Here is a 22,720-nt window from a genome sequence, read left to right as displayed (position 1 = left end):
TCACTCCGCCAGCACCTGCCGCACCGCCCGGTCCCACTGCGCGAGCCGCGCGCCGGCCTCGTCGCGCGACATGCGCGGCTCGAACGCGCGGTCCAGCTGCCAGATGGACCCGACCTCCTCGGGCGAGCCGTAGACACCCGCGCCGATGCCGGCCAGCAGCGCCGCGCCCAGCGCCGTCGTCTCGATGACCTTCGGCCGCAGCACCGGGAGGCCCAGCAGGTCGGCCTGGAACTGCATCAGCAGGTCGTTGGCGCTGGCGCCGCCGTCCACGCGCAGCTCGGTCAGCGCGGCACCGTCGTTCTGCATGGCCTGCAGCAGCTCGGCGCTCTGGAAGGCGATGCTCTCCACGGCCGCGCGGGCGATGTGGCCGCGGGTGCTGCCGCGCGTCAGGCCCACGAGGGCGCCGCGCGCGTCGGCCCGCCAGTGCGGCGCGCCCAACCCGGCGAAGGCCGGTACCAGCGTGACACCGCCGCTGTCGGGCACGCTCTCGGCCAGCGCCTGCACCTCGGCGCTGCTGCGGATCAGCCCGAGCCCGTCGCGCAGCCACTGCACGACCGCGCCGCCGACGAACACGCTGCCCTCCAGCGCGAACTGCGGCACCGCGCCCACCTGCGCCGCGCGCGTGGTGATGAGGCCATGGGCCGAGCTGCGCGCCTGCGCGCCGGTGTGCATCAGCAGGAAGCAGCCGGTGCCGTAGGTGTTCTTGGCCTGGCCCGGCGCGAGCGCGGCCTGGCCGAACAGCGCGGCCTGCTGGTCACCCGCGATGCCGGCAATGGGCGCGCCGAACTCGGCCGCCGTGCCGAACGCGCCCGCCGACGGCCGCACCTCGGGCAGCAGCGCGCGCGGGATGCCGAAGATGCCCAGCAGCTCGTCGCTCCAGTCGCCGCGGTGGATGTCGAACAGCAGCGTGCGCGACGCGTTGCTGGCGTCGGTGGCGTGGACCTGGCCATCGGTGAGCTTCCACAGCAGCCAGCTGTCCACGGTGCCGAAGGCCAGCTCGCCGCGCTCGGCGCGCGCACGGGCGCCGTCGACGTGGTCCAGCAGCCAGCGCAACTTGGTGGCGGAGAAGTACGGGTCCAGCACCAGGCCGGTCAGCGCGCGGATGCGCGGCTCCAGGCCCTGGCGCTTCAGGTCTTCGCAGAACTCCGCCGTGCGGCGGTCCTGCCACACCAGCGCCTTGTGCAGCGGCTGGCCGGTGCGGCGGTCCCACAGCACGACGGTCTCGCGCTGGTTGGTGATGCCGATGGCGGCCGGCTTCACACCGGCCTTGGCGATGGCCTCGCGGGCACAGGCCAGCTGGCCCTCCCAGATCTCGGCGGCGTCGTGCTCCACCCAGCCCGGCTGCGGGAAGTGCTGCGTCAGCTCGCGCTGCGCGGCGGCCAGCAGCCGGCCAGAACGGTCGAAGACTAGAGCGCGCGAACTAGACGTTCCCTGATCCAGCGCCAGCAGTGCATCCATGACTGTCATTCACTTAGAGTCGTTGCATGAACGATTTTGACGTGGTGGTCGTCGGAGGCGGCATCAACGGCGCAGGCATGGCACGCGACCTGGCCGGACGCGGCTGGCGCGTGCTGCTGGCCGAACGCGAGGACCTGGCGCAGCACACGTCGTCGGCGTCCACCAAGCTCGTGCACGGCGGGCTGCGCTACCTGGAGACCTATGAATTCGCGCTGGTCGCCAAGGCGCTGCGCGAGCGCGAGGTGCTGCTGCGCAGCGCGCCGCACCTGATCCAGCCGCTGCGCTTCGTGCTGCCGCATGCGCCGCACCTGCGGCCGGCCTGGATGATCCGCCTCGGGCTGTTCCTGTACGACCACCTCGCCAGGCGCGAGCTGCTGCCTGGCTCGCACGGGCTGAAGCTGGCGGGCAGCGCCTACGGCGCGCCGCTCAAGCCCGAGTTCACGCGTGGCTTCGTCTACTCCGACGGCTGGGTGGACGACGCCCGCCTCGTCGTGCTGAACGCGCGCGATGCGCAGACCCGCGGCGCCGAGGTGCTGACGCGCTGCGCCGTGACCGAGGCCCGGCGCCTGGCAGACCACTGGCAGGTCGCGCTGCAGAACGGCCGTTCGCTGCGCAGCCGCGCCCTCGTCAACGCCGCCGGGCCGTGGGCCGAACGCTTCCTGCGCGACCACACGCAGGGTGCCGACGGCCGGCCACTGCCGGCACGCGGCCTGCGCCTCGTGAAGGGCAGCCACATCGTCGTGGACCAGCGCTTCACGCACGACCACGCCTACATCTTCCAGAACGCCGACGGCCGCATCCTGTTCGCCATTCCCTACGAGGGCCGCTTCACGCTGATCGGCACGACGGACGTGGAGCTGCCGGAGCACGAGGAACCGCCGTCGCGCGCGCAGATCGCGCAGGACGAGACCGACTACCTGTGCGAGCAGGCCAGCCGCTACCTCGCGCGGCCCGTGACGCCGGCCGACGTGCGCTGGACCTATGCCGGCGTGCGCCCGCTGCTGGACGAAGGCGGCTCGGCGTCATCGGTGACGCGCGACTACCTGCTGGAGGCCGACACCGACGGTGGCGCACCGCTGCTGAACGTCTGGGGCGGCAAGCTGACGACCTACCGCAAGCTGGCCGAGGACGGCGCCACGCAGCTGGGCGCGATGCTGGGCGACCCGCGCCGGCCCTGGACGGCCGGCACCCGGCTGCCCGGCGGCGACCTCGGCCGGCACGGCGTGGACATTGCGGCCTTCACGGCCGAGCTGCAGGCCCGGCACACCGGCCGGCCGCTGGCCACGGTCGCGCGCCTGGCCCGCGCCTACGGCAGCGACGCCGCGGCGCTGCTGACGGCACCGGGCGCCGAGGTGGCGCCGGGGCTGTTCGAGTCCGAACTGCGCCATCTGGCGGACGCCGAATGGGCGCGCAGCGCCGACGACGTGCTGTGGCGGCGCAGCAAGCTGGGCCTGCACTACACGCCCGAGCAGCGCGACGCCGTGGCCGCCTGGTTCGCGTAGGCGACCGCGCCAGCGCCTGGCATGGCCGATGATGCCGGCCATGCTCCTCGGTCTGTTGTTCGCCCTGGCCGCCGGCCTGATGTGGGGCCTGGTGTTCGTCGCTCCCGTCATGCTGCCCGGCTATGCGCCGGCGCTGCTGACCGTGGGCCGCTACCTGGCCTTCGGCCTCATCGCGCTGCCACTGGCGCTGCTGCTGGATCGCCGCGCGCTGCGCGAGCTGCAGCCCGGCGACTGGCGGGAGGCCGCCAAGCTCAGCCTCGTCGGCAATTTCCTGTACTACCTGTGCCTGTCGGCCGCCATCCAGCGCGCCGGCGCGCCGCTGCCGACGATGATCATCGGCACGCTGCCGGTCGTCATCGCGGTGTGCGCCAACCACCGCAACCGTGTGCGCGACGGCCACCTGCCTTGGGCCAGGCTGGCGCCGTCGCTGGCGCTGATCGCCGCGGGCCTGGCCCTCGTCAACCGCGACGAGCTGCAGCACCTGCAGGCGCAGGCTGGCGACCCGCGCCGCTACGCGGAGGGCGCACTGCTGGCGATCGCGGCGGTGGCCTGCTGGACCTGGTACCCCATTCGCAATGCCGACTGGCTGCGCGCGCATGCCGACCGCTCGCCGCGCGCCTGGGCCACGGCGCAGGGACTGGTGACGCTGCCGATGGCACTCATGGGCGCCGTGCTGCTGGGCCTGGTGATGCTGGCCGCCCCCGGCACGCTGGTGCCGGCGGACTTTGTCCTGCCGTTCGGCGAGCGGCCCTGGGCCTACGTGGGCCTGATGGCCGCCATCGGGCTGTGCTCGTCGTGGCTGGGCACGCTGTGCTGGAACGAGGCCAGCCAGCGGCTGCCGACGTCGCTGTCGGGCCAGCTGATCGTGTTCGAGACGCTGGCCGCGCTGGCCTACGCGTTCGCGTGGAACCAGCGCACGCCGCCGCCGGCCACGGTGGCGGGTGTGGTGCTGCTGGTGGCCGGCGTGGCGTGGGCGCTGCGCATCAAGCCGCAAAGACCTCAATGACGCGCTGGCCGTCGAAGCCGTCGGCTTCACCACGGCGGAAATGGCCCCGTGCGTTGCTGACGATGCGCGTATCGCCCAGCCGGTAGTCGTGCCGGCAGTGCAGGTGGCCGTGCAGCCACAGCTGCGCGCCGGGCAGCAGGTCTTCGTCGTCGTTGCAGAAGCTGGCCGTGCCGGGCTGGCGGCCGTAGCGCGGGTCGGCGCTCTTCAGGCTGGGCGCGAAGTGCGTGATGACGACCGTCGCGTCCCAGTCTCCCGTGCGCGCCAGCTCGCCGGCCAGCCAGGCGCGGCTTTCCAGCGCCAGTGCGCGCACGGCGTCCACGCCGAACGGCTCGCCGTGCCGCGTGGCCTGCATGACCTTCTGGAAGTAGCCGCCGGCCCGCATCGCGCGCTCGCGGCCTGCAGGGCCGAAGGCGTCGAAGTCGCACCAGCGCGTGCAGCCGACGAAGCGCACGCGCCGGCCCTGGGCATCGGCGATGACGACGGCGCCATCGTCCAGCATGCGCAGGCCCAGCGCTTCGACGTGGGCCCGCAGCGCCTCGCGGGCATCGTCCACGTCGCGGCCGTCGACCTCATGGTTGCCGGGCACCACCAACACCGGCACGGGCCAGCCGCGGAACAGCGCGTAGCTGCGCCACGTGGTGTCAATGTCACCGGCCAGGATCAACAGCTCGGCGCCCGGGGCGGGCGCCGGCTGGTAGCTCTCCGTTTCGAGGTGGAGGTCCGAGAGCAGCTGTAGCTTCAATTGCTACCGTGGCACTGCTTGTACTTGCGGCCCGAGCCGCACGGGCAGGGATCGTTGCGACCGACCTTGGGCGTGTCACGCCGGATGGTCTCGACGCGGTAGCGCTCGGCTTCGGTCAGGTCGGCCAGGTCGGCCACCGTGACGACCAGCTCCTCGATGGCGTCGTCCAGGTCCTTGAGCGGATGCTCGCGGTTCAGCGTGGCGACGACTTCCTTCTCCTCGGCCGTCTCGGCCGGCAGGTGGCGGTACAGCCGAGCCATCGCGGCGGCCACGTCGTCGTTGGGCATGTCCGCCAGCTCGGGGAAGCACAGCGCCGCATGCTGGAAGCCGGCCACCCAGGGCATCAGCGCCCGCGACAGGGGGCCCAGCTCGTCGTAGCTGGCGCGGGCGGACTTCTCCTCGTCGGTGGCGTCCTCCGGCAGCGGCTCGGGCTGCTGCTCCTCGTCGACCTCCAGGATGACGGGGTCGAACCAGCCGTCTTCCACCAGGCTCTTGTTCAGCGCGGCATGGCGGCGCTCGACGAGCTGGGTCAGGCGGTCCAGCCAGGCGGCGTCCACGCTGTCGGGCAGCAGGCCACCGTCGTAGTCGAAGATGTTGGGCAGCCACTCGTCCGTCTCGATGAGGCGCGGCTGCACGATGACGCCGCACAGGTAGCCGTCCAGCATGGAGGCGTCCAGCGGCTGCAGCGGCTCGGGCGTGGCGGCGAGGAGTTCGTCGAGTTCGGCGAACTCGGCGTCGGTCAGGTCTTGGGTGCTCATGGCGGGCATTGTCGGCCCAGCTTCCGCCTCAGGTCGAGCGAACCACCAGCTCGGTCGGCATGATCTCGCTGGCCGCGTCCTGGCCACCGATCAGATCGAGCACCTTGCGCGCCAGCAGCACGCCGCCGTGGTGCCAGTCCTGGCGCACGCTGGTCAGCGGCGGCGCAAAACTCTGCGCGGCGGGCGAGTCGTCGTAGCCGATGACGGAGACCTGCGCCGGCACGGCCAGGCCGGCGTCGGTGAACGCGCGCACCGCACCCATGGCCAGCAGGTCGCTGGCGGCGAACAGGCCGTCGGGCACCCTGCCGCCCCGGCCCAGGTTCGCGAGGTGCGCCTGCACGGCCGTGAAGCCGGCGCCGAAGGTGAATGCCGCGGGCGTCAGCGTCTGCGCCTTCAGGCCGGCCTTCTTCAGCGCGCGGGCGAAGCCCTGCTGGCGGTCGCGGATCTCGGCGTGGCGCACATCGCCCAGGAACAGCAGCTCGCGCCGACCCAGCGCGATGAGCCGATCGGCCGCGCAGGCGCCGCCATGCGCGTTGTCACCGCCGACGACGACCGCGTCGCCCCGGCCGTGCTCGGCGCCCCACACCACCAGCGGCAACCCCATGGCCGCGGCCGACTTGACCGCCGAGCCGTTGGCGCCCTGGCCCAGCAGGATGAGGCCATCCGCCGACGCGGCCATGCCCTGGCCGGGGCTCTGCATGGCCGACAGCAGCACGCTGTAGCCGCGCGACGTCAGCTCCTGCGTGATGCCACCCAGCAGCTGCAGCGGGTAGGCGTCGGTCATGGGGCGGTCGGTATCGGGCTGCATCTCCAGCATGACGGCCACCATGTGGCTGCGCCGCAGCCGCAGGTTGCGGGCATGGTGGTTGAAGCGGTAGCCGGCGGCCTCGGCCAGCGTCTTGATGCGCTCGCGCGTGGCGGGCGTCACCGACGGGCTGTCACGCAGCGCGCGCGAGACCGTGATGGTGGAGACGCCGGCGAGGGCGGCGATCTGCTCCATCGTGACTGCAGCCCCTCGACCGACGAGTGCGTCGGTCGATCCCCCGAGGGGATGCGGGCCGGCTTGGGAGCGGCCCGGCGCGCGGCCCGACTTCGGCTTGGCCTCCACCCTCAAACCGCTTTCTGTTCCAGCACGTAGTTCGCGCCGTCGTACTGCCCCAGCCGCTCGACGAGCAGCGGCAGGCATTCGGCCAGCTCGTCGTGCAGCGTGAACGGCGGGTTGGCGACGAACATGCCGCTGCCCATCATGCCGAAGCCCTTGGCGTCGGCCTGCGTGACGGTCAGGCGCACGTGCAGCCAGCCTTTCTTGGCGGCGGCGTCGGCGCTGGCCTTCAGGCGCTGCGCGAGCTGGGTGGACTCCAGCAGCTGCAGCTGCGGGTACCAGACCATGACGACGGTGTCGGCTGCGCGCTCCAGCGCCTCGCGCAGCGCCGACAGCACCTTGCCGTAGTCGGTCTTGATCTCGTAGGACGGGTCCATCAGCAGCGCCGCGCGGCGCGTGGGCGATGGCAGCTCGGCCTTGATGGCGCCGAAGCCGTCCCGGTCGCTGACCTGCGTGTTGGCGCGGCCCTCCAGGTAGCTGGCGAGGATGCGGTGGTCGGTGGAGTGCAGCTCGTAGACGCGCAGCCGGTCGGTCTCGCGCAGCAGCATGTTGGCGATGGCCGGCGAACCCGGATACTGGCGCAGCTGGCCGTCGGGGTTGAAGGCGCGCACCAGGTCCATGTAGTCGGCCAGCGGCGCGGGCAGGTCGGTGGCGTCGTACAGGCGCGAGACGCCGGTGCCGTACTCGGCATTCTTCTGCGCGTAGCGGCCCTCGACGGAGTAGCCCCCGGCGCCGGCATGCGTGTCGATGAGGGTGTAGGGCTTGTCCTTCTCCCCCATGTAGCGCAGCACGCGGGTCAGCACCAGGTGCTTGAGGACGTCGGCATGGTTGCCGGCATGGAAGGCGTGGCGGTAGGCGAGCATGTCAGTGGCGCCCGGCCGCCCGTAGGCACTGACGCGCCCCCTCGGGGGGCAGTGAGCGGAGCGAGCGTGGGGGTCGGTTCATCCCCTGATTGTCGCTAACACATCACGCATCAACCCCGCGGAGACGGGGAAAGCGGGCCGGCGCCAGACTTGCGCCCGTTCGATTCGTCCCCATTTCACGACCATGACTACCCTTTTCGACCCCGTCCGTCTCGGCGACATCGAGCTCGCCAACCGCATCGTCATGGCGCCGCTGACGCGCAACCGCTCGCCGAAGCAGACGCCCCACGCACTGACCGTCGAGTACTACCGCCAGCGCGCCAGCGCCGGCCTGCTGATCACCGAGGCCACGCAGATCCGCCCCGACGGCCAGGGCTATTTCGACACGCCCGGCATCCACACGCCCGAGCAGGTCGCGGCCTGGAAGCAGGTCACCGACGCCGTGCACGCCGAGGGCGGCAAGATCGTCGTGCAGCTGTGGCATGTGGGCCGCATTTCCGTGAACAGCCTGCAGCCGGGCGGCCAGGCGCCGGTGTCGTCGACGAACCGCGCCGCCAAGACGCGCACCTACGCCGCCCACGGCGAGCTGGTGCCCACGGCCGAGCCGCGCGCGCTGCGCACCGACGAGATCCCGCAGCTGATCGCCGACTATGTGCAGGCGGCGAAGAACGCCATCGCCGCGGGCTTCGACGGCGTGGAGGTCCACGCGGCCAACGGCTACCTGCTGGAGCAGTTCCTGCGCGACAGCGCGAACGACCGCAACGACGAGTACGGCGGCTCCATCGAGAACCGCGCGCGGCTGCTGGTCGAGGTGATGACCGCCGTGGCCCACGCCATCGGCCCGGGACGCACGTCGCTGCGGCTGTCGCCTGTCACGCCGGCCAACGACATCGGGCAGGACAGCAACCCGCAGGCCCTTTTCAACTACGTGGCCGAGCAGCTGGCGCCGCTGAAGCTGGCCTTCCTGGAGGTGGTGGAAGGCGCCACCGGCGGCCCGCGTGACCACGCGCCGTTCGACTACGCCGAGCTGCGCCGCCGCTTCATGGGCCCCTACATCGCCAACAACGGCTACGACCGCGCGATGGCGCTGGACGCCGTGGCCAGCAACCGGGCCGACGCGGTGGCCATCGGCCGGCCGTTCATCAGCAACCCCGACCTCGTCGAGCGCATCCGCAACGACCTGCCCTGGGCCGCACCGCAGAAGGAAACCTTCTACGGCGGCGGTGCCGAGGGCTACACGGACTACCCGATGGCCAAGGCGGCCTAACTCTGGAACGCGCCCGGGTGCCTGGCCGGCCCGGCCAGCGCCACGGTGGTGTGCGGGTGGCGGTACTCGCGTGTCGGCGTGAGCTTCAGGCCGCCGCCCTCGCCCGCATCCTGTGCCTTGCCGCGCAGCGACGACCCGGGCTTGAGGCGGAAGTCCTCGCGCTGGGCCTGCACGAACTCGTGCCAGTCCGCGCGGTGGTTGGCGCGGCGCGTCCAGTGGCCGTCGGCCGCGAGCTGCGGTGCGCCCACCAGCAGGTTGTTGGCGAGCACCACGGCCGCCTCGCGCGGCGACACGCGCAGCCAGATGCCGCCGCCGGGCCGCTGATCCACCAGCGTGTTGTGGACAAGATAGAGCGCCTGCTTGATCCATGAGCCACCCTCGGCGCCGAACGAGATGACGTGCGGGTTCTCGGTGGTCGAGCTCTGCATCAACAGGTTGCCCATGACGACCGCAACGCCGCCGTTGGGGAACTCCAGCTCGTAGCTGGCGCGGCCGCCGATCTCGTCGGTGAGGCGGTTGTAGAGGATGTGGTTGACGGCCGCACGGCTCTTCAGCAGGTGGCCCAGCATGCCGCCGTGTACGTAGCAGCCGGCCATGGCCAGCCGGCCGATGGCGCCGACGTAGAGGTTGTGCGTCTTGCCGTCGCGCCACGGGATGGGGCCGAACTCGCAGTCCACGAGGTCCAGCGTGATGCGCTCGTCGTTGGCCGTCAGCAGGCCGTTCTCGTTGTCGCGGAAGCCGCAGTCCACCAGCGTCAGCGAGCCCGCCTCCAGGCGGATGCCGGCGCCGTTGCGGTCGGGCACCGAGCAGCCGATGAAATCGAAGCCCTCGATGCGCTGGCGCTGGCCGGTCGTCACGAACAGACCCTTGCCCTGCACGTGCGCTCCCGCTGCGATGACACGCACGCGGCCACCCACGGCGCGCAGGGTCAGGTCGTGCTGGGGCCAGGCGGCCACGTCAGCGATGTAGTCGCCCGCCTCCACCTCCACCAGCGTGCCGTCCTTCGCCTGCCGCGCGGCGGCGGCCAGCGACTTGACGGCCTGGCGCGGCCCGACCTTCAGCGTCGGGCCGGCATGCGCCGCGAACGGCAGCAGCCCCGCGGCGGCCAGCAGCGCGCGGCGGCGCGTCATGCCTTCCTGCGCATTTTTGCTTTGAAGAGCTCGGCGATGCCCACCTCGCGCGGCCCCGGCACCAGCTCGAAGGCCTCGCCCGCGGCGATCGTGCCCTCGCGCTTCACGGCCAGGTAGAAGCCGCAGTAGCCGCTCTGCGCCATCATCTTCACGGCATGCGCGAAGCCCAGGTGGGCGGCCAGCTTGAAGCAGGGCTGGCGCGGCTCGGACACGACCAGCTCGCAGTCCGGAAAGCGCAGCACGTCGCCGATCCACGCGCGCGTCTCCAGCAGACCTTGCAGCGTGAGGTTCTCACCCAGGCTGCCGGGCGGCAGGTCACCGGCTACCTGGGCCTGCTGGCGCATCGCGGCCCAGACGGCGTAGTGCTCCTGTGGGTAGGCATAGACGGCCTTGCTGAGGCCGCCGTGCACGCTGGGGTCGGCCTGCTCGTCGCCGGCGAGGCCCAGCGGCCCGACGGCGATGCGACCCTCGCGCGGGCGCTTGCGGATGGCGGAATCGAGACGCTCGCCGTTGGTCGCGACGAAATGCTCGACGCGGGCGGTGTTGACGCTGAGGAGCTGCATGGCGCGCATTGTCCGAGACGGCGGGTGAGTCATTTCGGCGCCTTCGCCTACAAGGAAGGTCACCCCCGGCATCTAGGCTGCACCGGTTGTTTTTGAAGGGAGAGCGCATGACTGCACTCGACAGCGGCGCCAGGGTGTGGGCGGGCCTGGCCGTCACGCCGTCCAGCGAGCTGATGTTCGTCGTCGGCGTGCTGCTGGCCGGTGCGCTGGCCGGTGAGTTCATTGCGGCCACGACGCGCCTGCCGCGCGTGGTGGGCTACACGCTGGCAGGCTGCCTCGCGGCGGCCTTCGGCCACGGCGTGGCAATGCCGCTGAACGGCGCGGCGCAGACGGTGACAGACCTGGCGCTGGGCCTGCTGCTGTTCGAGATCGGCAGCCGCGTGAACCTGCGCTGGCTGCGCCGCAACCCGGGCCTGCTGGCCACCAGCCTGGCCGAGTCGCTGCTCAGCGCCGTCGCGGTGGCGGTCGTGCTGCGCTTTTTCGACGTTGGCTGGCAGACGGCCATCGCCTGCGCCATCCTGGCCATGCCGGCGCCCGCCGCCGTGTCCGGCCGGGTGTCCCTGGAGCTGGGCGCCGAAGGCCAGGTCACGCAACGCGCCCAGCTGCTGACGGCGCTGAACACGGGCTACGCCGTCGTCGCGCTGACACTGATGCGCACCTGGTGGGCCGCTGACGACGGCGGCAGCCTGCCACAGGCGCTGGCCGGCCTGGCCATCTCGCTGCTGACGACGCTGGGCGTGGCCGCGCTGCTGGCCGGTGCCGTCTACCTGGCCGCGCGCCGGCTGGATTTGCGCAACGAGAGCGCGGCGCTGCTGCTGTTCGGTCTCGTCGCGTTTGCCGTGGTCGCCGCGCGGTCCATCGGCGTGTCAACGCTGCTGATGCCGCTGCTGGCCGGCCTGCTGCTGCGCAACACCAGCGAGCGGCCATGGGTGTGGCCGCGCCATTTCGGCACATCGGGCGGCGCGCTGGTGCTGATGCTGTTCGTCATCGTCGGCTCGGCCTGGTCGCCCTCGGTGCTGGTGGCCGGCGGCTTCGCGGCGCTGGCACTGATGGCGGCGCGCTTCCTGGCCAAGGCGCTCACCATCATCGCGCTGGCGCCGGCGGCCAGGTCCACGTGGCGGCAAGGCCTTTCGCTGGCCATCACGATGACGCCACTGTCGGCCACGGCGCTGGTCATGCTCAGCGAGCTGATGCGCGCCGAGCCCGAGCTGGCCGCCGGCGCGGTGCCCATCATCCTGGCCAGCATCGCGGTGCTGGAGCTGGTCGGTCCCATCGCCGTGCAGTTTGCGCTGCGGTTGGCCGGCGAGCTGCCGCCCGCGCCGCGGCGCGCCCGGCAGAAGAAGAAGGAGGCGGGCGAATGAGTCTCGGCGTTTTCTCCACATCACAACCGCTGACGCTGGGCGTCGAGCTGGAGCTGCAGATCGTCGCCAACGACGACTACGACCTTGCGCCCGTGTCGGGTGACCTGCTGCGCCTCGTCAAGAAGCACAGCCTCCCCGGCAATGTGACGCCGGAAATCACCAGCAGCATGATCGAGCTGTCGACCGGCGTGTGCACGGGTTTCAGCCAGGTGCTGTCGGAGCTGGGGCAGATCCGCGACGCGCTGGTGGACTGTGCCGAGCAACTCGACGTGAGCCTGTGCGGCGGCGGCACCCACCCCTTCCAGCACTGGAAGCGCCAGCGCATCTTCGAGACGCCGCGCTTTCACGAGCTGAGCTCTCTGTACGGCTACTTGTCCAAGCAGTTCACCATCTTCGGCCAGCACGTGCACATCGGCTGCCCCAGCGCCGACGAGGCGCTCGTGCTGCTGCATGGCATGAGCCGCTTCATCCCGCACCTGATCGCGCTGGCCGCGTCGTCGCCGTTCGTGCAGGGAGAGGACACCGGCTTCGACTCCGCACGGCTGAACTCGGTGTTCGCGTTCCCGCTGTCCGGCCGCGCGCCGTTCGTGCAGACCTGGGATGACTTCGAGACCTACTTCACCAAGATGACCCGCACCGGCGTGGTCGCCGGCATGAAGGACTTCTACTGGGACATCCGCCCCAAGCCCGAGTTCGGCACCATCGAGGTCCGCGTGCTGGACACGCCGCTGACCATCGAGAAGGCAGCCGCCATCGCCGGCTTCATCCAGTGCCTGGCGCGCTGGATCACCGTGCAGAAGCCGTTCACGCTCAGCGAGGACGACTACCTGCCCTACACCTTCAACCGCTTCCAGGCCTGCCGTTTCGGGCTGGACGGCACCTTCGTCGACCCCGAGACCGGCGAGCACCGCGTGCTGCGCGACGATCTCATCAGCGTGCTCGGCAAGCTGGACACGCACGCCGGCGACCTGCGGGCCGAGGCGGCGCTGCAGTACCTCCGCCGCGAGATCGACGGCGTCGGCAACGACGCCGCCTGGCTGCGCCGCATCGAGGAAGAGACCCACCTGCTGCCCGAGGTGGTGCGCCGCGCGACGAAGCGCTGGCACGGCTAGGAAACCGCGCCTGCTGCCGAGCGGGCGCTAGGGAGAGTCGCCCTTCCCGCGAGGCTTCAGTGCCGGCGCGGCGAAGCCGAGCGGCGTGGTGAGCAGACTGCGCAAACGCTTCAGGTTGCGCCTGAGGGCCACCACCTCGGAGCGGGTCGGGAACGACACCGGCTCGACGGGCGCTGCCTCATCAATCTCAGCCAGTCGGGACCAATGAAAGCTGTGGGTCATGGTCGCGTCCTCCGGGCGTGGTCGCCAAGCCATCCTGCACGGCGGGCCACGGCAACGTTGTAGGACGACTGAGCGGCCAAGGCAAGACCACGCCTTGTTTCACCGAATTTCGCCGCACCACCAGCCTCTGTTCGCGACATGCGTGAGCGCAATCTCCCGCCAGCATGGAGTTATTCCGGTTTTGCATGGCCCCACCCGTCTCGGTGGTTACGACGTGATTACATTGGATTCCACAATCCCGGCCCAGGCCAGGTGTGCTTGGGCCAGCTCCGACAGCTGCCCCAAACACATCCCCATGATCGGAGCTTTTCCCATGAACCAACCCGTGATGCAGGGCCTGCGCCTGAACCTGCCCGCCTACGTCAAGAACGCCCGGCTCATCGCCTGGGTGGCCGAGATCGCGGCGCTGACCGAGGCCACCGACGTCTACTGGTGCGACGGCAGCACAGACGAGTACCAGCGCCTGTGCGAGCAGCTGGTGGCCGCCGGCACGTTCAAGAAGCTGAACCCCGCGCTGCGCCCCGGCAGCTACCTGGCCAACTCCGACCCCAGCGACGTCGCCCGCGTGGAAGACCGCACCTTCATCTGCTCCGAGAAGAAGGAAGACGCCGGCCCCACCAACAACTGGATGGCTCCGGCCGAGATGCGCGCGCTGCTGCAGACCGGCGAGAACGCGCTGTTCAAGGGCTGCATGAAGGGCCGCACGCTGTACGTCGTGCCGTTCAGCATGGGCCCGCTGGGCAGCCCCATCGCCCACATCGGCGTGGAGCTCAGCGACAGCCCCTACGTGGCCGTCAACATGCGCACGATGACGCGCATGGGCCGCGCCGTCATCGAGCTGCTCGGCACCGATGGCGACTTCGTGCCCTGCGTGCACACCGTGGGCGCGCCGCTGGAAGCCGGCCAGGCCGACGTGTCCTGGCCCTGCAACAAGACCAAGTACATCGTCCACTACCCCGAGACGCGCGAGATCTGGAGCTACGGCTCGGGCTACGGCGGCAACGCGCTGCTGGGCAAGAAGTGCTTCGCGCTGCGCATCGCGTCGACGATGGGCCGCGACCAGGGCTGGCTCGCCGAGCACATGCTGGTGCTGGGCGTGGAAAGCCCGTCGGGCAAGAAATCGCACGTCGCCGCCGCCTTCCCCAGCGCCTGCGGCAAGACCAACTTCGCGATGCTGATCCCGCCGGCGGCGTTCAACGGCTGGAAGATCACGACCATCGGCGACGACATCGCCTGGATCAAGCCGGGCGCCGACGGCCGCCTGTACGCTATCAACCCCGAGGCGGGTTACTTCGGCGTGGCGCCGGGCACCAACTCGCACACCAACCCGAACTGCATGGCCAGCCTGCAGCGCGACGTGATCTTCACGAACGTGGCGCTGACCGATGACGGCGACGTCTGGTGGGAAGGCATGACCGACACGCCGCCGGCCCACTGCATCGACTGGCAGGGCAAGGACTGGACGCCGGCCATCGCCAAGGAGACCGGCGCCAAGGCCGCGCACCCCAACGCCCGCTTCACGGTGGCCGCCACCAACAACCCCGCGCTCGACGAGAACTGGGACAACCCCGCCGGCGTGGCCATCGACGCGTTCATCTTCGGCGGCCGCCGCTCGACGACCGTGCCGCTGGTGACCGAGGCGCGCAACTGGACCGAGGGCGTCTACATGGCCGCCACGATGGGCAGCGAGACCACCGCCGCTGCCGCCGGCCAGCAGGGCGTGGTGCGCCGCGACCCGTTCGCGATGCTGCCCTTCATGGGCTACAACATGAGCGACTACTTCCAGCACTGGCTGGACCTGGGCGCCAAGCTCGAAGCCTCGGGCGCCAAGCTGCCGGCCATCTACTGCGTCAACTGGTTCCGCAAGGGCGCGGACGGCAAGTTCGTCTGGCCCGGCTACGGCGAGAACATGCGCGTGCTGAAGTGGATGCTGGACCGCCTGGAAGGCACCGGCGGCGGCCAGGAGCACGTGTTCGGCGTGACGCCGGGCTATGACGACCTGAACTGGCAAGGGCTGGACTTCACGCCGGCCCAGTTCGAGGCCGTCACGCGCATCGACGCCGCCGAGTGGCAGGCCGAGATGAAGCTGCACGACGAGCTGTTCGCGCAGCTGGCCCACCACCTGCCGGCCGCGCTGCCGGCCACCAAGGCCCAGATCGAGGCGCGCCTGGCCCAGCTCGGCTGACGCTGCAGCTCCCCCTCCAAGGGCGCCTTCGGGCGCCCTTTTTGCTGGCGGCGCGGCGGGCCGCCACCACCGGCCAGCGCTGTCACTTGGACCGCAATCGATGTCATCGATGTCAGTCGTTCACCACACTGGTGTTTACCCAAATGACATCGATAACATTTGCCCGCAAAGTTCGCCCCATCGAAAGTCGGTGACGGCCGCGCCGGCTTTTGGGATGGGACGCGCCGGACGCGCCGCCGCCTGCGAGCGGACGGGTTCAGCGCTGCCACGACAACAACCACCGGAGACATCCATGCCCACCTCCCTCGCCGCGCCGCGCGCCGGCATCCGCTTTCGTCCCCAGCTGATCGCGCTCGCCGCTGCCGTGCTGTGCGGCGCCGCACTGGCCCAACAGCCCGCCCCAGCCGCCCCCGCCGCGAAGGCCGCCGAACCTTCTCCCGAGGTCAAGGAACTCGAAGCCGTCGTCGTCACCGGCACGGCGCGCCGCGAAGGCGTGCGCAAGCTGGAAGCCGGCTTCTCCATCACCACCGCCACCGAAGAGCAGATCAAGGCCGCCGCACCCACGAGCACGGCCGACATCCTGAAGACCGTGCCCGGCATCTTTGTCGAGACCTCCGGCGGCCAGGCCGGCGCCAACATCCGCGTGCGCGGCTTCCCGACACCCGGTGACGGCCCCTACTCCACGTTCCAGCTCAACGGCGCGCCGCTGTACCACCTGCCCACGCTGAGCTTCTTCGAGCACTCGCAGCTGTTCCGCCTGGACGACACCATCGAGCGCATGGAAGTGCTGCGCGGCGGCCCCAGCCCCGTGTTCGGCAGCGGCCAGCCGGGCGTGACGGTCAACTTCATCCAGAAGGACGGCCGCACCCCAGAGGCCGGCCTGCGCATCACCACCGGCACCGGCAACCTCAAGCGCATCGACGGCGTCTATGCCGGCAAGCTCGGCGGCGACTGGAACGTCATGGTGGGCGGCTTCTGGCGCCAGAGCGACGGCGTGCGCGACACGCAGTTCCCGGCCGACGACGGCGGCCAGGCCAGCCTCGTGCTGAGCCGCAAGCTGGACAACGGCAGCCTGCAGCTCTACGCCCGCGCGCTGCGCGACCGCAACGCGTTCTTCACGGCCATCCCGGTGGTGGGCGGCGCCGACGGCAAGAGCGTGTCCAGCTACCCCGGCTTCAACGCCAGCAAGGACTACTTCTACGGCAACGAGCTGCGCAACATCGTGCTGGAGACGGGCCGCCTCGTGGGCAACACCGTCCAGCGCAGCACCGTCACCAAGGACCTCGCCGACGGCCGCGGCGCCGACGTGCAGACCTACGGCGCCAACCTCGACACCAAGCTGGGCGACTGGACGCTGACCAACAAGCTCAGCCACACCACCGGCGACACGCCCACCTACGCGCTGTTCTCCGGCGCCAACCCGCAGACGCTCTCCAGCTACATCGCATCGCAGGTCGCCGCAGCCAATGGCAACGCCGCCGTCGTCACGGCGGCCGGCCGCGCGGCCACCACCGGCACGGCCACGTTCACCAACGGCGGCGGCGCCGTGGCGGGCACCACGCCGGTCATCGTCAACGGCATGTGGGTGGTGGACAAGGCGCTGCGCTCGACCAGCAACGAGACGCGCCTGTCCCGCGAGATCGCACCGGGCAACAACCTCACCGTGGGCCTGTACCTGGCCGGCTACAGCTCGCACGACCAGTGGACGCTGGGCCAGGCGCAGCTGATGACGGTGCAGTCGCACGCCCGCCTCATCGACGTGGCGCTGGACAACGGCGTCAAGGTGTCGCGCAACGGCTTCGTGCCGCCGCCGTTCTCGTTCAACCTGGACGCGAACTACAGCGGCAACACCCGCGCCTTCTTCATCGCCGACGAGTGGCAGCTGAACAAGGAGCTGCGCGTGGACCTGGGCGCACGCCGCGAGACGCAGCGCATCACCGGCACCATCGCCAACGTCAGCAGCGGCGACCTGGACAACGACCCGACCACGCTGCACAACAACAACCTGTCCTACTTCAACGGCACCAACACGCTGATCGACAGCAAGCTCAGCCGCAGCTCGTTCACGGCCGGCGCCAACTACGCGTTCAGCCGCGAGTTCAGCGCCTTCGTGCGCGCCAACAAGGGCCACCGCCTGCCCGACTTCGACGTGCTGCGCGGCCGCGGCGCCAACGAGAGCCGCGACTCCGTCGAGGACATCACGCAGTACGAGATCGGCCTGAAGACCGCCACCAAGCTCTACAGCGCCTTCCTGACGGCCTACCAGAACCGCCTGACCAACTCGCAGACGCAGCAGTTCACCAACGCCGGCAACGTCGTGCTGCGCCCCAGCAGCAAGGCCACGGGCGTGGAGTTCGAGCTGGCGCTGCGCCCCGGCTACGGCTTCGAGATCGCCGCAACGGGCAACTTCCAGGACGCCAAGTACCGCGACTTCCAGCAGTACAGCGGCAACCGCGTCGAGCGTGCGCCCAAGTTCCAGGCCCGCCTCACGCCCAGCTGGCAGACGCAGACCGACCTCGGCCAGTTCCGCGCGTTCGCGACCTTCAGCCACGTGGGCGAGCGCTTCGCCGACCAGACCAACACGCTGAAGCTGCCGAAGTACCAGACAGTGGACGCGGGCGCTGTGTTCACGATGGACAACGGGCTGGAGGTCCGGTTGACCGGCACCAACCTGACCAACAAGATCGGCCTGACGGAAGGCAACTTCCGCGTGCCGGGCCAGGGCGTGGGGCAGGACGGCGTATTCCTGGCACGGCCGCTGTTCGGGCGGGCCTACGAGCTGTCGGTGGGCTTCCAGTTCTGAGTGCGCATGAACCCGCTGCCAAGCCCGGAAGCCGCCTGGCAGCGGCTGTTCATTCACTCCCCCTTTGAGCCCGCCGAGCAGCGCAAGGCCTTGAGGGCGCGTGCGCAGCACGCTTCAACCACTGACTCCGCGCAACTGTTTGAGCGCAGCGTAGCGAAGCGAGTTTTGCGCGGGCCCTCAAGGCCTGAGCAGCGCAGGGCTGCCCGCTGCGAAGCAAAGGGCCGGGCGGATCGGGGGCGACTTTTTGCCTTCTTTTTGGTCGCTCAAAAAGAAGGTCGCCCGCCGGGGCGACGTCCCGGCATGGGCCTCCCGCGCCAAGCCGCACCCTCACACTCATGACCCACTCCCTCACCGCCGAGACGACGATGAAGCCCACCGGCACCTTGCGCATCCGCCTCGCCATCATCCTCACCTACATGCTGTTCGGCGCCCTGCTGAACAGCGTCGGTGCCGTGAACCTGCTCGTCGTGCAGACCCTGGGCGTCGCCCGCCAGGACGCTGCGCTGCTGGACGCGTGGAAGGACCTCCCCATCGCCCTCACCTCCTTCCTCGTCGCGTCGCTGCTGCCGCGGCTGGGCCTGAAGAAATCCATGCTGCTCGCCCTCGCCGCCGTCGGCGCGACGTGCCTGGCCATGCCGGCGCTGTCCGCCTTCTGGGCCATCAAGCTGCTGTTCGCCACGCTGGGCGCCGGCTTCGCGCTCGTGAAGGTGTCGGCCTATTCCATGATCGGCCTCGTCACGCACGACCGCGCCGGCCACGCGCGTTTCACGAACCTGCTGGAAGGCCTGTTCATGGTCGGTGTGCTGGCCGGCTTCCTGCTGTTCAGCCAGGCCGCGCACGCCGACGGCACCGGCTGGCTGCAGGTCTACCCGCTGCTCGCGGCCATCGCCGCCGGCGCGTTCATGCTGCTGCTCGTCAGTCCGCTGGACGAAGGCCCCATCCAGTCGCCCGGCACCACGCTGCGCGACGACCTCACCGCGATGGCGCCACTGCTGCGCATGGCGCTGGTCGTCGTGTTCCTGCTGTCGGCCTTCCTGTACGTGCTCATCGAGCAGGGCATCTCGACCTGGCTGCCCAGCTTCAACAACGAGGTGCTGCACCTGCCCACCGCCATGAGCGTGGGCCTGGCCGTCATCATGCCGGCCACCACGGCGCTGGGGCGCCTGACCAGCGCCGCCGTCATCGGCCGGCTGGGCTGGTTCGCAGTCGTCATCGGCTGCCTCATCGGCATCGCCGCGCTCATCCTCGCCACGCTGCCGCTGGCGCGCCACGTTGCGCCGCTGGGCGCCGACGTCGGCTGGTTCAACGCGCCGCCCGCGGCCTACCTGCTGCCGCTGACGGGCCTGCTGCTGGCGCCCATCTACCCGGCCATCAACTCCGCCATGCTCAGCGCGCTGCCGCAGCGACAGCACGCGGCCATGACCGGCCTCATCGTCGTGTTCTCCGCTTTAGGCGGCACGCTCGGCAGCTTCATCACCGGCCGCCTGTTCGTCGCCTTCGACGGCCTCACCGCCTTCGGCCTGCTCCTCGTTCCCACCGCCGCCCTCGCGCTCGCGCTGACGCGCCTGCGCCGGCATCTCGCGCCATGACCTCCTCCTCCCCGCGCCCCGGCGACCTGTTCGCCGCCGCGCCCCTCCATGCCACCGTCACGCAAAGCGCCGCGGCCACGCCCCACGCGCTGTACGGCGAGCTGTTCGTCGCCGTGCAGATGGGCCGCGTGTTCGGCGACGGCAAGAGCTTTGTCGACGCGCGGCCGCGCAGCGCACCGGCGCTGATCCGCGCCCGCTTCGACGCCGAACACCGCCTGCCTGGCTTCTCGCTGGCCGATTTCGTGCATGCCCACTTCGTGCTGCCCGGCCACGACGCCGTCAGCGGCCCGCAGCTGGGCATCCGCGAGCACATCCGCGCGCTGTGGCCGCTGCTGGTGCGCGAGCACACGCAGGCGCAGCAGGGCGACAGCCTGCTGCCGCTGCCCCACCCCTACGTGGTGCCCGGCGGGCGCTTCCGCGAGCTGTACTACTGGGACAGCTACTTCACGATGCTGGGCCTGGTGGCCGACGGCCGGCGCGACCTGGCCGAGGACATGCTGGCCAACTTCGCGCACCTCATCGCCCGCCACGGCTTCGTGCCCAACGCCAGCCGCAGCTACATGCTGAGCCGCTCGCAGCCGCCGTTCTTCTTCAAGATGGTCGAGCTGCTGCACGCCGACGACCCCGCGACCGGCTTCGCCGTGCACCTCGCCTCGCTGCGGGCAGAGCACGCGTTCTGGATGGCCGGCGAGGCCACGCTGGCGCCGGGGCAGGCGCATCGCCGTGTCGTGCGGCTGGCCGACGGCGCGCTGCTGAACCGTTACTGGGACGACCGCTGCACGCCGCGCGAGGAAAGCTGGCGCGAGGACGTCGAGACGGCCGAGGCCAGCGGCCGGCCGCACGAGCAGGTGTGGCGCGACCTGCGCGCCGGCGCCGAAAGCGGCTGGGACTTCTCCGGCCGCTGGTGCGCCGACCCGGCCGACATCGCCACCATCGAGACGACGGCGCTCGCGCCGGTGGACCTCAACGCGCTGCTGGCCGGCCTGGAAGCCGCCATCGCTCTGGGCGCCGCGCGCGCGGGTGACACGGCAACTGCCCAGGCCTTCAACGCCCGCGCCACCACGCGCCGCCAGCTGCTGCAGACGCGCTTCTGGCGTGCCGACGTGGGGCCAGGTCACTATGCCGACCTGAACTGGCGCGATGCCGCCGACCCGCGCCCGCTGACCGCCGCCGCGCTGGTGCCGCTGTACCTGGGCCTGGCCACGCCGGCACAGGCCGATGCGATGGCTGCGCAGGTGCGGCGCCACCTGCTCGGCGCCAACGGCCTGCTGACGACGGCGCTGGCCACCGGCCAGCAGTGGGACGCTCCCAACGGCTGGGCGCCGCTGCAGTGGATGGCCGCGCAAGGCCTGGCACGCCACGGGCACGGCGAACTGGGCCGTGACATCGCCGCGCGCTGGTGCGCCAGCGTGCACCGCGTCTACCTGGCCACCGGCCGGCTGCTGGAGAAGTACGACGTGGCCGAGGACCGCCCCGGCGGCGGCGGCGAGTACGAGACGCAGGACGGCTTCGGCTGGACCAACGGCGTGTTCGTCGCGTTCAAGGACGGCTTGCTGAAAGCTTAGGGCCTGTCCGCGCCGCCGCAAGGGGTCGCGGACAGGCCCTGGCCCCCTGAGGCTTGGGGGACGGGAACCCCCAAGCTGTCACGGCCCCCGGCTAAGCTGGGCCTCGACATGCCTGCCGACACCCCCGCCCTCAGCCCCGCCGCCCTCGCCCGCTGCATTCCGTTCGTGGTCTTCATGGCGCTGCTGGCGCTGCGGGGCTACCTGCCCGACACGCTGGGCATCGACACCCGCTGGATCTACGGCGGCCAGGCGCTCATCGTCGCCGGCCTGCTGGCGTACTACTGGCGCAGCTACGGCGAGCTGGTGCGGCAGAACCTGCCGGACGCGCGCGAGACCGGCTGGGCCGTCGTCGTCGGCATCGCCGTGTTCGCCATCTGGGTGCAGCTGGACGCGCAGTGGATGCAGCTCGGCAGCGCCACGGCCAGCTTCGTGCCGCTGGACGCCGATGGCCGGCTCATCTGGCCGCTGATCGCGCTGCGGCTGATCGGCGCGGCACTCGTCGTGCCGGTCATGGAGGAGCTGTTCTGGCGCAGCTTCCTGATGCGCTGGGTGCAGAACCCCGCGTTCGAGCGCGTGGACCCGCAGACCGTGGGCATCAAGGCCATCGTGCTGTCCACCTTCGTCTTCACGCTCGCCCACACGCTGTGGCTGGCCGCCATCGTCGCCGGCCTGGCCTACGCCTGGCTGTACCGCCGCACCGGCAAGCTGTGGACGGCCGTCATCGCGCACGCGGTGACGAACGCGATGCTGGGCGTGTGGGTCATCCGCACCGGACGCTGGGAGTTCTGGTAGCGCGCCGGTCGGGGTCACAGCGGGCTGCTACCTGCCGCGCCGCCATCGTTCGAACAATCGCGGCACGGCACCGGCTCCGGGCGGAGCGGGCCGGCTCAAGACTGGAGACGACGATGACGCGCAAGATCCTGATGCTCTGCGGCGACTACGCGGAAGACTACGAAACCATGGTGCCCTTCCAGGCCCTGCAGGCGGTGGGCCACACGGTGCACGCCGTCGCGCCGGACAAGCGCGCCGGCGACTGGGTGCACACCGCCATCCACGACTTCGAAGGTGCCCAGACCTACAGCGAGAAGCCCGGCCACCGCTTCACGCTGAATGCCAGCTTCGCCGACGTGAACCCCGCGGCCTACGACGCGCTGGTCATCCCCGGTGGCCGGGCGCCCGAGTACCTGCGCATGAACAGCGCGGTCGTCGACATCGTCAGGCACTTCCTGGCCGCCGACAAGCCGGTGGCCGTCGTCTGCCACGGCGCGCAGCTGCTGGCGGCCACCGGCCTGCTGAAGGGCCGCCGGGTGTCCGCCTACCCGGCCTGCCAGGTGGAAGTGGAGCTGGCCGGCGCCGAGTACGTCGGCATCCCGGTCGACCAGGCCGTGACCGACCGCAACCTCGTCAGCGCCCCGGCCTGGCCCGCGCACCCGGCCTGGATCGCGCAGTTCCTGCAGGTGCTGGGCACGCGCATCACGCACTGAGCGTCTAG

The 22,720-nt window shown here is 70.8% G+C and carries 19 protein-coding genes; 11 read left to right on the top strand and 8 right to left on the bottom strand.

Annotated features, from left to right (window positions below):
* A complete protein-coding gene (gene glpK / locus ACG04Q_RS22685) occupies nucleotides 1-1,458 on the bottom strand; it encodes a glycerol kinase GlpK (RefSeq protein WP_394513783.1) in 1,458 nt (485 codons plus the stop codon).
* Between the two features lie 26 nt (nucleotides 1,459-1,484).
* On the opposite strand from glpK, the gene glpD reads away from it, so the two are divergent.
* The gene (glpD, locus tag ACG04Q_RS22680; RefSeq protein ID WP_394513782.1) at nucleotides 1,485-2,960 is read left to right on the top strand and encodes a glycerol-3-phosphate dehydrogenase; all 1,476 of its coding nucleotides are present in this window, start codon (nucleotides 1,485-1,487) and stop codon (nucleotides 2,958-2,960) included.
* Nucleotides 2,961-3,000: 40 nt separating this feature from the next.
* Nucleotides 3,001-3,966, top strand: coding sequence for a DMT family transporter (locus tag ACG04Q_RS22675; protein ID WP_394513781.1), 966 nt, complete (start codon nucleotides 3,001-3,003; stop codon nucleotides 3,964-3,966).
* Here ACG04Q_RS22675 and ACG04Q_RS22670 read toward each other — a convergent pair.
* From ACG04Q_RS22670 to ACG04Q_RS22655, 4 genes are all read right to left on the bottom strand, one after another.
* A complete protein-coding gene (locus ACG04Q_RS22670) occupies nucleotides 3,944-4,708 on the bottom strand; it encodes a metallophosphoesterase (RefSeq protein WP_394513780.1) in 765 nt (254 codons plus the stop codon). The two genes, ACG04Q_RS22675 and ACG04Q_RS22670, sit on opposite strands and share 23 nt — an antisense overlap.
* The gene (locus tag ACG04Q_RS22665) at nucleotides 4,705-5,466 is read right to left on the bottom strand and encodes a UPF0149 family protein (RefSeq protein ID WP_394513779.1); all 762 of its coding nucleotides are present in this window, start codon (nucleotides 5,464-5,466) and stop codon (nucleotides 4,705-4,707) included. Before ACG04Q_RS22665 ends, ACG04Q_RS22670 begins: the two co-directional genes overlap by 4 nt.
* A 28-nt stretch (nucleotides 5,467-5,494) precedes the next feature.
* Nucleotides 5,495-6,466 carry a LacI family DNA-binding transcriptional regulator gene (locus ACG04Q_RS22660; RefSeq protein WP_394513778.1) on the bottom strand — a complete coding sequence of 324 codons (972 nt, stop codon included), beginning with the start codon at nucleotides 6,464-6,466 and terminating at the stop codon, nucleotides 5,495-5,497.
* Nucleotides 6,467-6,576: 110 nt separating this feature from the next.
* The gene (locus tag ACG04Q_RS22655; RefSeq protein WP_394513777.1) at nucleotides 6,577-7,431 is read right to left on the bottom strand and encodes a 23S rRNA (adenine(2030)-N(6))-methyltransferase RlmJ; all 855 of its coding nucleotides are present in this window, start codon (nucleotides 7,429-7,431) and stop codon (nucleotides 6,577-6,579) included.
* A 184-nt stretch (nucleotides 7,432-7,615) separates the two neighbouring features.
* Between ACG04Q_RS22655 and ACG04Q_RS22650 the strand changes: the two genes are divergently transcribed.
* Nucleotides 7,616-8,698: an alkene reductase gene (locus ACG04Q_RS22650; protein WP_394513776.1), complete on the top strand. Its 1,083-nt coding sequence runs from the start codon at nucleotides 7,616-7,618 to the stop codon at nucleotides 8,696-8,698.
* Here ACG04Q_RS22650 and ACG04Q_RS22645 read toward each other — a convergent pair.
* Together ACG04Q_RS22645 and ACG04Q_RS22640 are read right to left on the bottom strand one after the other, a co-directional pair.
* Entirely contained in the window at nucleotides 8,695-9,828 is a 1,134-nt protein-coding gene (locus tag ACG04Q_RS22645; protein WP_394513775.1) for a hypothetical protein, read from the bottom strand. The two genes, ACG04Q_RS22650 and ACG04Q_RS22645, sit on opposite strands and share 4 nt — an antisense overlap.
* On the bottom strand, nucleotides 9,825-10,391 hold the full coding sequence (locus ACG04Q_RS22640) for an MOSC domain-containing protein (RefSeq protein WP_394513774.1): 567 nt from the start codon (nucleotides 10,389-10,391) through the stop codon (nucleotides 9,825-9,827). The genes ACG04Q_RS22645 and ACG04Q_RS22640 overlap by 4 nt, the downstream gene beginning before the upstream one ends.
* Before the next feature lie 107 nt (nucleotides 10,392-10,498).
* On the opposite strand from ACG04Q_RS22640, the gene ACG04Q_RS22635 reads away from it, so the two are divergent.
* Complete coding sequence (locus tag ACG04Q_RS22635) at nucleotides 10,499-11,752, top strand: cation:proton antiporter (protein ID WP_394513773.1); 1,254 nt, start codon at nucleotides 10,499-10,501, stop codon at nucleotides 11,750-11,752.
* Nucleotides 11,749-12,864, top strand: coding sequence for a YbdK family carboxylate-amine ligase (locus ACG04Q_RS22630; protein WP_394513772.1), 1,116 nt, complete (start codon nucleotides 11,749-11,751; stop codon nucleotides 12,862-12,864). The genes ACG04Q_RS22635 and ACG04Q_RS22630 overlap by 4 nt, the downstream gene beginning before the upstream one ends.
* A gap of 27 nt (nucleotides 12,865-12,891) precedes the next feature.
* Here ACG04Q_RS22630 and ACG04Q_RS22625 read toward each other — a convergent pair whose 3' ends face one another.
* Complete coding sequence (locus ACG04Q_RS22625) at nucleotides 12,892-13,086, bottom strand: hypothetical protein (protein WP_394513771.1); 195 nt, start codon at nucleotides 13,084-13,086, stop codon at nucleotides 12,892-12,894.
* A 313-nt stretch (nucleotides 13,087-13,399) separates the two neighbouring features.
* On the opposite strand from ACG04Q_RS22625, the gene ACG04Q_RS22620 reads away from it, so the two are divergent.
* The 6 genes from ACG04Q_RS22620 to ACG04Q_RS22595 all read left to right on the top strand — a co-directional run bounded on the left by ACG04Q_RS22620 (nucleotide 13,400) and on the right by ACG04Q_RS22595 (nucleotide 22,712).
* Nucleotides 13,400-15,271, top strand: coding sequence for a phosphoenolpyruvate carboxykinase (GTP) (locus ACG04Q_RS22620; RefSeq protein WP_394513770.1), 1,872 nt, complete (start codon nucleotides 13,400-13,402; stop codon nucleotides 15,269-15,271).
* A gap of 292 nt (nucleotides 15,272-15,563) precedes the next feature.
* The gene (locus tag ACG04Q_RS22615) at nucleotides 15,564-18,074 is read left to right on the top strand and encodes a TonB-dependent receptor (protein WP_394513769.1); all 2,511 of its coding nucleotides are present in this window, start codon (nucleotides 15,564-15,566) and stop codon (nucleotides 18,072-18,074) included.
* A 335-nt stretch (nucleotides 18,075-18,409) separates the two neighbouring features.
* Nucleotides 18,410-19,663: an MFS transporter gene (locus tag ACG04Q_RS22610; RefSeq protein WP_394513768.1), complete on the top strand. Its 1,254-nt coding sequence runs from the start codon at nucleotides 18,410-18,412 to the stop codon at nucleotides 19,661-19,663.
* Nucleotides 19,660-21,228 carry an alpha,alpha-trehalase TreF gene (treF, locus tag ACG04Q_RS22605; protein WP_394513767.1) on the top strand — a complete coding sequence of 523 codons (1,569 nt, stop codon included), beginning with the start codon at nucleotides 19,660-19,662 and terminating at the stop codon, nucleotides 21,226-21,228. Before ACG04Q_RS22610 ends, treF begins: the two co-directional genes overlap by 4 nt.
* 108 nt (nucleotides 21,229-21,336) lie before the next feature.
* Entirely contained in the window at nucleotides 21,337-22,020 is a 684-nt protein-coding gene (locus ACG04Q_RS22600) for a CAAX prenyl protease-related protein (RefSeq protein WP_394513765.1), read from the top strand.
* A gap of 113 nt (nucleotides 22,021-22,133) precedes the next feature.
* Nucleotides 22,134-22,712 carry a DJ-1/PfpI family protein gene (locus ACG04Q_RS22595; RefSeq protein WP_394513764.1) on the top strand — a complete coding sequence of 193 codons (579 nt, stop codon included), beginning with the start codon at nucleotides 22,134-22,136 and terminating at the stop codon, nucleotides 22,710-22,712.
* Nucleotides 22,713-22,720 lie beyond the last annotated feature (8 nt).

It is taken from the genome of Pelomonas lactea (genome assembly GCF_043555885.1).
Lineage (GTDB): Bacteria > Pseudomonadota > Gammaproteobacteria > Burkholderiales > Burkholderiaceae_C > Pelomonas > Pelomonas lactea.
The sequence above is the reverse complement of the archived record's forward strand: the minus strand, read 5'-3'. Positions and strand labels throughout refer to the sequence as shown.

Excerpts from the sequence above, each read along its gene's own strand:
- glpK (WP_394513783.1), bottom strand. The coding sequence starts at position 1,458 with ATGGATGCACTGCTGGCGCTGGATCAGGGAACGTCTAGTTCGCGCGCT.
- glpD (WP_394513782.1), top strand. The coding sequence starts at position 1,485 with ATGAACGATTTTGACGTGGTGGTCGTCGGAGGCGGCATCAACGGCGCA.
- ACG04Q_RS22675 (WP_394513781.1), top strand. The coding sequence starts at position 3,001 with ATGCTCCTCGGTCTGTTGTTCGCCCTGGCCGCCGGCCTGATGTGGGGC.
- ACG04Q_RS22665 (WP_394513779.1), bottom strand. The coding sequence starts at position 5,466 with ATGAGCACCCAAGACCTGACCGACGCCGAGTTCGCCGAACTCGACGAA.
- ACG04Q_RS22660 (WP_394513778.1), bottom strand. The coding sequence starts at position 6,466 with ATGGAGCAGATCGCCGCCCTCGCCGGCGTCTCCACCATCACGGTCTCG.
- ACG04Q_RS22655 (WP_394513777.1), bottom strand. The coding sequence starts at position 7,431 with ATGCTCGCCTACCGCCACGCCTTCCATGCCGGCAACCATGCCGACGTC.
- ACG04Q_RS22650 (WP_394513776.1), top strand. The coding sequence starts at position 7,616 with ATGACTACCCTTTTCGACCCCGTCCGTCTCGGCGACATCGAGCTCGCC.
- ACG04Q_RS22645 (WP_394513775.1), bottom strand. The coding sequence starts at position 9,828 with ATGACGCGCCGCCGCGCGCTGCTGGCCGCCGCGGGGCTGCTGCCGTTC.
- ACG04Q_RS22640 (WP_394513774.1), bottom strand. The coding sequence starts at position 10,391 with ATGCAGCTCCTCAGCGTCAACACCGCCCGCGTCGAGCATTTCGTCGCG.
- ACG04Q_RS22635 (WP_394513773.1), top strand. The coding sequence starts at position 10,499 with ATGACTGCACTCGACAGCGGCGCCAGGGTGTGGGCGGGCCTGGCCGTC.
- ACG04Q_RS22630 (WP_394513772.1), top strand. The coding sequence starts at position 11,749 with ATGAGTCTCGGCGTTTTCTCCACATCACAACCGCTGACGCTGGGCGTC.
- ACG04Q_RS22625 (WP_394513771.1), bottom strand. The coding sequence starts at position 13,086 with ATGACCCACAGCTTTCATTGGTCCCGACTGGCTGAGATTGATGAGGCA.
- ACG04Q_RS22620 (WP_394513770.1), top strand. The coding sequence starts at position 13,400 with ATGAACCAACCCGTGATGCAGGGCCTGCGCCTGAACCTGCCCGCCTAC.
- ACG04Q_RS22615 (WP_394513769.1), top strand. The coding sequence starts at position 15,564 with ATGCCCACCTCCCTCGCCGCGCCGCGCGCCGGCATCCGCTTTCGTCCC.
- ACG04Q_RS22610 (WP_394513768.1), top strand. The coding sequence starts at position 18,410 with ATGACCCACTCCCTCACCGCCGAGACGACGATGAAGCCCACCGGCACC.
- treF (WP_394513767.1), top strand. The coding sequence starts at position 19,660 with ATGACCTCCTCCTCCCCGCGCCCCGGCGACCTGTTCGCCGCCGCGCCC.
- ACG04Q_RS22600 (WP_394513765.1), top strand. The coding sequence starts at position 21,337 with ATGCCTGCCGACACCCCCGCCCTCAGCCCCGCCGCCCTCGCCCGCTGC.
- ACG04Q_RS22595 (WP_394513764.1), top strand. The coding sequence starts at position 22,134 with ATGACGCGCAAGATCCTGATGCTCTGCGGCGACTACGCGGAAGACTAC.